8 protein-coding genes are annotated in these 7,545 nt (G+C 30.9%); all 8 read left to right on the forward strand.

Features of this window, described 5'->3' with window-relative positions; translation table 11 throughout:
- Positions 1–235 precede the first annotated feature (235 nt).
- The 8 genes from ACH2BP_RS12765 to ACH2BP_RS12800 all read left to right on the forward strand — a co-directional run bounded on the left by ACH2BP_RS12765 (position 236) and on the right by ACH2BP_RS12800 (position 7,332).
- The gene (locus tag ACH2BP_RS12765) at positions 236–1,009 is read left to right on the forward strand and encodes a Rossmann-like and DUF2520 domain-containing protein (protein ID WP_395060496.1); all 774 of its coding nucleotides are present in this window, start codon (positions 236–238) and stop codon (positions 1,007–1,009) included.
- On the forward strand, positions 993–1,520 hold the full coding sequence (locus ACH2BP_RS12770) for an HAD family hydrolase (protein WP_073211285.1): 528 nt from the start codon (positions 993–995) through the stop codon (positions 1,518–1,520). The genes ACH2BP_RS12765 and ACH2BP_RS12770 overlap by 17 nt, the downstream gene beginning before the upstream one ends.
- Before the next feature lie 43 nt (positions 1,521–1,563).
- Positions 1,564–2,487: a geranylgeranylglycerol-phosphate geranylgeranyltransferase gene (locus tag ACH2BP_RS12775; RefSeq protein WP_073211282.1), complete on the forward strand. Its 924-nt coding sequence runs from the start codon at positions 1,564–1,566 to the stop codon at positions 2,485–2,487.
- Positions 2,480–3,064 (forward strand): Maf-like protein, encoded by a 585-nt coding sequence (locus ACH2BP_RS12780; RefSeq protein ID WP_073211279.1) that lies wholly within the window; start codon positions 2,480–2,482, stop codon positions 3,062–3,064. Before ACH2BP_RS12775 ends, ACH2BP_RS12780 begins: the two co-directional genes overlap by 8 nt.
- 12 nt (positions 3,065–3,076) lie before the next feature.
- The gene (locus ACH2BP_RS12785) at positions 3,077–3,607 is read left to right on the forward strand and encodes a mechanosensitive ion channel family protein (RefSeq protein WP_395060506.1); all 531 of its coding nucleotides are present in this window, start codon (positions 3,077–3,079) and stop codon (positions 3,605–3,607) included.
- Between the two features lie 183 nt (positions 3,608–3,790).
- Positions 3,791–5,020 (forward strand): AI-2E family transporter, encoded by a 1,230-nt coding sequence (locus ACH2BP_RS12790; RefSeq protein ID WP_395060500.1) that lies wholly within the window; start codon positions 3,791–3,793, stop codon positions 5,018–5,020.
- 23 nt (positions 5,021–5,043) lie between these two features.
- The gene (locus tag ACH2BP_RS12795) at positions 5,044–6,864 is read left to right on the forward strand and encodes a hypothetical protein (protein WP_395060502.1); all 1,821 of its coding nucleotides are present in this window, start codon (positions 5,044–5,046) and stop codon (positions 6,862–6,864) included.
- Between the two features lie 150 nt (positions 6,865–7,014).
- On the forward strand, positions 7,015–7,332 hold the full coding sequence (locus ACH2BP_RS12800; protein ID WP_395060504.1) for a hypothetical protein: 318 nt from the start codon (positions 7,015–7,017) through the stop codon (positions 7,330–7,332).
- The last annotated feature ends 213 nt before the right edge of the window (positions 7,333–7,545 follow it).

Here is a 7,545-nt window from a genome sequence, read left to right on the forward strand (position 1 = left end):
GTAGAGAACAAAATAGAGAATATTTTTTTAATCATTTGTAAGGTATTTCATTTCTTATAAAGTGCCACAAAAGTACTTAAAAATGTTGACTTCTATATTCGTACAATTGTTAATTTAATCCAAAATTAAGACTTTTTGTTTTCTGATAAAAAATTGACTCTGCTACCTCTTATAGTTTTAAAACTACTGAAGAAGCCCTTAAAAACACTTAATATTTTTTTCTTAATTTTGCCTTATGACTAAAGTAATAATTATTGGCTCTGGAAATGTCGCACAACATTTAATTGTTGCTTTTCAACATTCCCAAAACATGGGAACAGAAATCGACTTGATTCAAGTTTTTTCCCGACGAAAAGAAAGTGTCTCTCATCTACTCGATTTAAATAAAATCACAGATAATTTAGCGACTTTGGAAGAAGCTGATTTGTATATCATTGCAGTTTCTGATGATGCAATTGCCGCTGTTTCATCGGAGCTTCCCTTCAAAAATCGCTTAGTGGTGCATACTTCCGGAAGTATATCACTAAATAATTTAGATGAAGATAACCGAAAAGGTGTTTTCTATCCCTTGCAGACATTTACTAAAAACAAAGAAGTTGATTTTAAAATCATCCCAATTTGCTTAGAAAGCGAAAACGCTACTGATTATCAACTATTAGAAAAAGTCGCAAAAATAATTTCTGATAAGGTTTTCGCTATTAATTCAGAGCAACGCAAAGCATTGCATGTTGCGGCTGTATTTGTCAATAATTTCACCAATCATTTGTATCAAATAGGGAATGAAATTTGTCAGGAGAATCAAGTCCCTTTCGAAATTTTAAAACCTTTAATTGCAGAAACCGCAGAAAAAATATTGGTACTTTCGCCAGAAGAAGCTCAAACCGGACCGGCAAAACGCAATGATAGTAGTACAATTGAAGCACATGAAGCTTTTATATCGGATCAAAACCATTTAAAAATTTATAAAACACTAACACAATCAATACAGCATAATGGCAAAAAGTTATAAAGAAATAATGAACGATATCACCACTTTTATTTTTGATGTCGATGGCGTACTAACCGATAGCTCGGTTTTTGTAACCAATGAAGGGGATATTCTGCGAACCATGAATATTCGCGATGGTTATGCTATGAAAGCAGCAGTCGAAAGCGGATATAACGTATGCATTATTTCAGGCGGAAGCAATGAAGGCGTTCGTATTAGACTAAGAAACCTTGGAATTACAGATATTCATTTAGGAACTCCAAATAAAGTAGAAACCTTTGATGAATATACAGACGTCTACAATATAAATCCAGAACACGTTTTGTATATGGGAGACGATATTCCTGATTATCATGTCATGAAATTAGTTGGCCTACCAACTTGTCCTCAAGACGCAAGTCCTGAAATTAAAGGGATTTGTAAATATATTTCGCATATAAACGGTGGAAAAGGAGCTGCTCGCGACGTAATCGAACAAGTCATGAAAGTGCAAGGAAAGTGGATGGAGCATTTTGACGGAAAACACGATTAGTAGCTGTTTTAAAATGTTGAATTATAAATTTTAAATGAAATAAATGTTTCCGTTTCTAAAACTAATACGTTACCAAAATTTACTGATGCTTGCATTTATGCAACTCGTTTTTAGATATGGTTTTTTTAAATTTCAAAATATCCCATTGTCGCTTGCTGATTGGCAATATGTGTTGCTAGTCGTATCTACCGTTTTACTTGCTGCAGGTGGCTATGTAATCAATAATATCGTTGACCAAAATACGGATAACGATAACAAACCGAAAGACGTCATTGTAGGCAAATTCATTTCGGAAGCAAAAGCGTACAATATATATGTTGCACTTAATTGTGTGGGTGTGGGAATTGGATTTTATTTATCAAATGTGATAATGAAACCTGGTTTTGCGTCTATTTTTATTTTGATAGCCGCAACACTTTATCTTTATGCTACAAGCTTGAAGCAAATGGTTCTTATTGGAAACATAATAGTTGCTTTAGTACTGGCTTTCAGCGTTGTTATAATAGGAATTTTTGATTTATATCCGGCCACCTATGAAGGAAATCAAGGACAAATGGCTGTGATTTTCTCCATTCTTTTAGATTATGCTATTTTTACTTTCTTTCTCAATTTCATTAGAGAAATCGTTAAAGATTTAGAGGATGTAGATGGAGATTACAATCATGGAATAAATACTTTACCGGTAGCAATAGGAATTAGCCGAACCACTAAAATAGTTTTTGCTTTAAGTTTTATACCTGTAGTAGCAATCCTTTTTTATATCTATAACTATTTGTTCCTGTTGATGTACACCACTATTTACTTCTTATTTTTTGTTGTGGGACCACTACTATATTTTACAATCAAAATTTGGAATGCAAAAACAAAAAAAGACTTTTCTCAATTGAGTTTGTTACTGAAATGGATATTGTTTTTCGGAATTTTATCTATTGTTGTAATCACTATTAATATGAAATACAATGCTTAAAAATAAATTAAAAAAATACAAGCTTATTCTTGCCTCCGGTTCTCCAAGACGTCAACAATTCTTTAAAGATCTGGATTTAGATTTTGAAATCAGATTAAAAGAAATCGAAGAAGTCTATCCTCCGGAATTAAAGGCAGCAGCAATTACAGATTATTTGGCTGAACTCAAAGCAAGCGCGTTTGAAAACGAATTGCAACCCCATGAAATCCTTATAACAAGCGATACGATAGTTTGGCACAACAATAAAGCTTTGGGCAAGCCAAAAGATGCAGCAGATGCATTTGCTATTCTAAAATCTTTGTCGAATGCCACTCACGATGTGATCACCTCTGTTTGTTTTAAAACTGTTTCAGCAACAACGGTTCTAAATGAACTGACTAAAGTTACTTTTAACGAATTGAGTGATGAAGCCATTTCCTATTATATCGAAAATTATAAACCGTTTGATAAAGCGGGAGCTTATGGGATTCAAGAATGGATAGGTTTTATTGGTGTTTCAAAAATTGAAGGTTCTTACGCAAATGTGATGGGAATGCCTACTGATAAAGTTTACGAATATTTGAATAAATTAGCCTAATTAATCATGGATATGAATCTGCTTTTCGATTATACAAAAGAACTAATTGGTACCGGAATATTATTAGTCGTATTTATTTCATTACGAATTATAACGACCAAATTAGTTAGGCGGTATGCTAAATCAAGTCATACTCTCGAACATCGAACTAATTTAGTCATCAAATACATTCATCTATTTATTAATATTTTAGTGTTCATCGCTTTAGTTTTAATTTGGGGAGTCCAGACCAAAGATATATTTATTGCTCTTTCCTCTATTACAACAGTTGTAGGCGTGGCCATGTTTGCGCAATGGTCTATTTTGAGTAATATTACCTCTGGTATTATTTTGTTCTTTTCATTTCCGTTTAAAATTGGCGATGTAATACGTATTCATGATAAAGATTTCCCTTTTGAAGGTGAGATTGAAGATATTGGGGCTTTTCATGTGTACTTAAAAACCCATGATGGAGAAAAGGTTATCTATCCAAACAATTTACTTTTACAAAAAGGAATTTCAATAATGAAAAACCATTTTGATGATAAGGAATTTATAGATTAATTGTAATTTTATATAAATATATTATTGTAGTTGCAGTTATAAATTTTTACCGTTTATGTGTAAATTATATAACAATTTAAAAAAAATCTATAAACTTAAAAGTTTTTATTACCTCATATTTGCTTGTTAAATTTTAAATTATATCTTGTTACAGTTTAGTACGAGATAAATACAACGAAAAATATGAATGACACTATAAAACTTCCATTCTACGCAAAACTTACTCTGATTTTATTGAGTCTGATTAGCTTTGGCTATATTTTTTATATCGGTCAGGAAATCTTAATTCCAATTCTGTTGTCTTTTATATTTGCCATATTATTGCGGCCAATTGCTCATTTTATAAGACACAAACTTCGTTTTCCACATGTTATAGCGGTTATGATTACTGTTTTGCTATTTATTTTATTTTTCATTGGACTTTTTGCATTTCTATCTATTCAGATTAGTGAGATGGCTAATGATTTTAATAAAATCGAAAGAAATTTTACCATTCACATGCAAAATATGCAACAATATATCCGGGAACATTTTAATATAAGTTCAAGAGAACAAAAAGAATATCTTGACACAGCTACTGAGGATTCAATGGAAAAAGGAAAAGAAATGATAGGAACGACTTTGATGTCTTTTACGGATACACTCCTAAACCTTATTTTAATTCCTATTTATACTTTTTTAATCCTTTTGTACAGAACACATTTCATGTTGTTTTTTTCTAAATTGATAAAAAAAGATTACCATCCTAAATTGCAGGATATACTGTGTCAAATAAAAGTGGCAGTAAAAAGTTATATCGTTGGTTTAATAATAGAAATGATTTTGGTTTCTGTCTTAACAACAGTTGGATTCATGGTAATAGGTGTTAAATACGCTGTTTTATTAGGGATTATCACCGGGCTTCTAAATTTAATCCCTTACGTCGGAATATTATTCGCGGGTGTTTTAAGTATTGTAGCGTCGCTAACTGGCACACCTGATTTATCAATAATTATTGGTGTCATTGTAGTCAACATAATTGTACAGTTGATTGATAACAATGTTTTAGTCCCATTAGTTGTAAGTTCAAAAGTCCAAATAAATGCTTTTGTTTCCATTGTGGGTATTATAATAGGTGGGGCAATTTGTGGGATTTCTGGAATGTTTTTGGCTATTCCGATTATAGCCATTCTTAAAGTAATTTTTGACAGAATAGAATCGTTAGAACCGTGGGGCTATTTAATGGGCGATGATTTACCAAAAACATATACTTGGAGAAATATCAAATTACCACTTTTTGACTCAGAAACATCGGCAAAGAAAATCATAATCAAAACGGATATTATTGTTCCCATGTTTACGGAAACTACTACTGAAACGGAGATAAACCGAATTAATGATGATAATTTAGAATCACAAGATCAAAATAATTAGAACTATTTAAAGTTTTTTTTTAGATGCTTAAAAGCCAAAAACTCATATTATTCCTTTTATTACTCTGCTACTCTCAAGTCTCTTTTTCGCAAGTCGATAAACAAAAAAAAGATTCTTCTGAAGTATATAAAAACATTCAAACCTATTCAAAAAAAAATAAATTCACCAAATTAGTTCATAAACTAGTTTTTAGGCCTGTTAATTTAAAAACTGCGAAGAAAAAAGTAATACAGAAAAGATACCCGAATTATGAAGGTAAAATAATTAGAAAAATCAACATTTTTACACTTGATCCATTTGGATATTCAGAAATTGATTCTACCAAAAAACCAAAAAACTGGGCAGAAAGGGAAGGAAACAGAATACATATTAAAACCAACAGACTTGCTATTCTAAATTTATTACTTATTAAAAAGAATAGGCCATTAGATTCTCTATTAGTTAGGGAATCCGAGCGTTTAATCAGAACTCAAAGATATGTAAACAGAGTTAGCATTACCGCTGACAAAATCGAAAACAATCCAGATTCAGTCGATGTCTCCGTGCGGGTATTAGATTCGTGGAGCATGATTCCAAAAGGTTCTGTCTCAAGTTCCAGGGCTACTTTCGATTTGAATGAACGTAATTTTCTTGGTTCAGGTCATGAATTTAATAATAAATTAAGAAATCGATTCAGTGATGGAAAAATTGCTTACAGTTTGGCATATAGTATTCCAAACATAAAAAACACTTTTATAAAAACGACCGTAAGATATTTTATTGATCTAGATAATAATTACGGTAAAAGCGTCAATATTGAACGTCCCTTTTATTCCCCTTTGACAAAATGGGCCGGTGGAATTTATGTTGATCAACAATTTCGAAAAGATTCATTGCAAGATTCTAATTTGATTTATGCCAAGCAAAATTTCAAATACAACTCACAAGATCTTTGGATTGGTCGCGCTTTTAAAATTTTTGCGGGAAATACTGAAAGCGACAGAACCACAAATCTTATTTTGTCAGGTCGGATTTTAAATGTGAAATATACTGAAAGTCCCACTATTGAATATGACCCAACAGATTTCTATTCAGGAGAGAAGTTTATTCTTTCTGGAATTGGTATCACATCACGAAAATTCGTAGAAGACAAATACATTTTTAAAAACGGAATAATAGAAGATGTACCCATTGGAAAAATATTTGGAGTAACCGGTGGATATCAATATAAAAATAACCATGGCCGCTATTATTTGGGTGGTCAATTTTCTTTTGGTAATTTTTATAAGTGGGGATTTTTAAGTACTAATTTTGAATTAGGTACTTTTTTTGACAAATCGACCACCTCCCAAACGGCATTTTCACTTCAGGCAAATTATTTTACTAATTTAATTGATATGGGAAGATGGAAAATACGACAGTTTATTAAACCGCAAGTCTTACTTGGCGTAAACCGTATAAATTCTTTGGGTGATCAACTAAGCATTAATGAAAATTATGGAATTAATGGTTTTAGCAGTGCATATTACGGTACAAAAAAACTAATATTGACTTTACAAACCCAAGCTTACTCGCCATGGAATCTTTGGGGATTTAGACTGAATCCCTATTTTAATTATTCAATTGCAATGCTAGGAAATGCTGAAAAAAGGTTAAGTAATAGTAAAGCCTATTCCAAAATTAGTGTAGGATTTATTATAAATAATGACTTCTTGGTTTTCAGTTCGTTCCAATTATCCCTTTCCTATTATCCTTCAATTCCAAATATTGGAGAAAATGTTTTTAAAACTAATTCTTTTGAAACTACTGATTTTGGCTTTCAAGACTTTGAACTGGCAAAACCACGGACCGTAATTTTTAAATAGGCAATAAATTAAGATATCTACTATTAAAGCACTTCATTTTATAAAGTGTGAATTATGTAATCTTATGATAAAATTTTGTAAATTTATCTTACGTATTATTTTATATCTTTACATTATTAAAATAATTTTAACTAAAAACCTTAAAAAAAAATGAAAAAAATCACTTTTTATTTAATGATGATGGTATTATCATTAAGTGCATTCCCAACCACAATTTTGGCTGCTGAAAAAGCACCAGTTACAGTAACTAATGCTACAAAAGAAGTACCTGCAGAAGTAAAAGTTTTGCTAAATCGCCTAGATGAAATTAAAGCAATGGATAAATCTTCTATGAAATCTTCAGAGAAAAAGGCACTTCGTAAAGAAGTACGCGCAATTAAATCTGAGTTAGCAGCAACAGGAAATGGTGTTTATTTTTCAGTTGGAGCAATTATCATCATTATTCTTTTATTGATTCTTTTATTGTAATTAAATCTTTAAAATATAAAATTAAAGAGAAGCTAGAAACTTCTCTTTTTTTATTAAAATCTAAGCTATAATTAAATGTTAACGAAAAAATTTGGCATAGTTGTTGGCTTTATAAAAAATATTAGCGTTTTAAGTTAATAGAAAATGAATATTAATTAAATATTATAAAAATGAAAACATTAAAATTAATCGCCTTAGGAATAATCCTTTTTG

The sequence above is a fragment of the Flavobacterium sp. genome (assembly GCF_043756175.1).
Taxonomy (GTDB): Bacteria; Bacteroidota; Bacteroidia; order Flavobacteriales; family Flavobacteriaceae; genus Flavobacterium.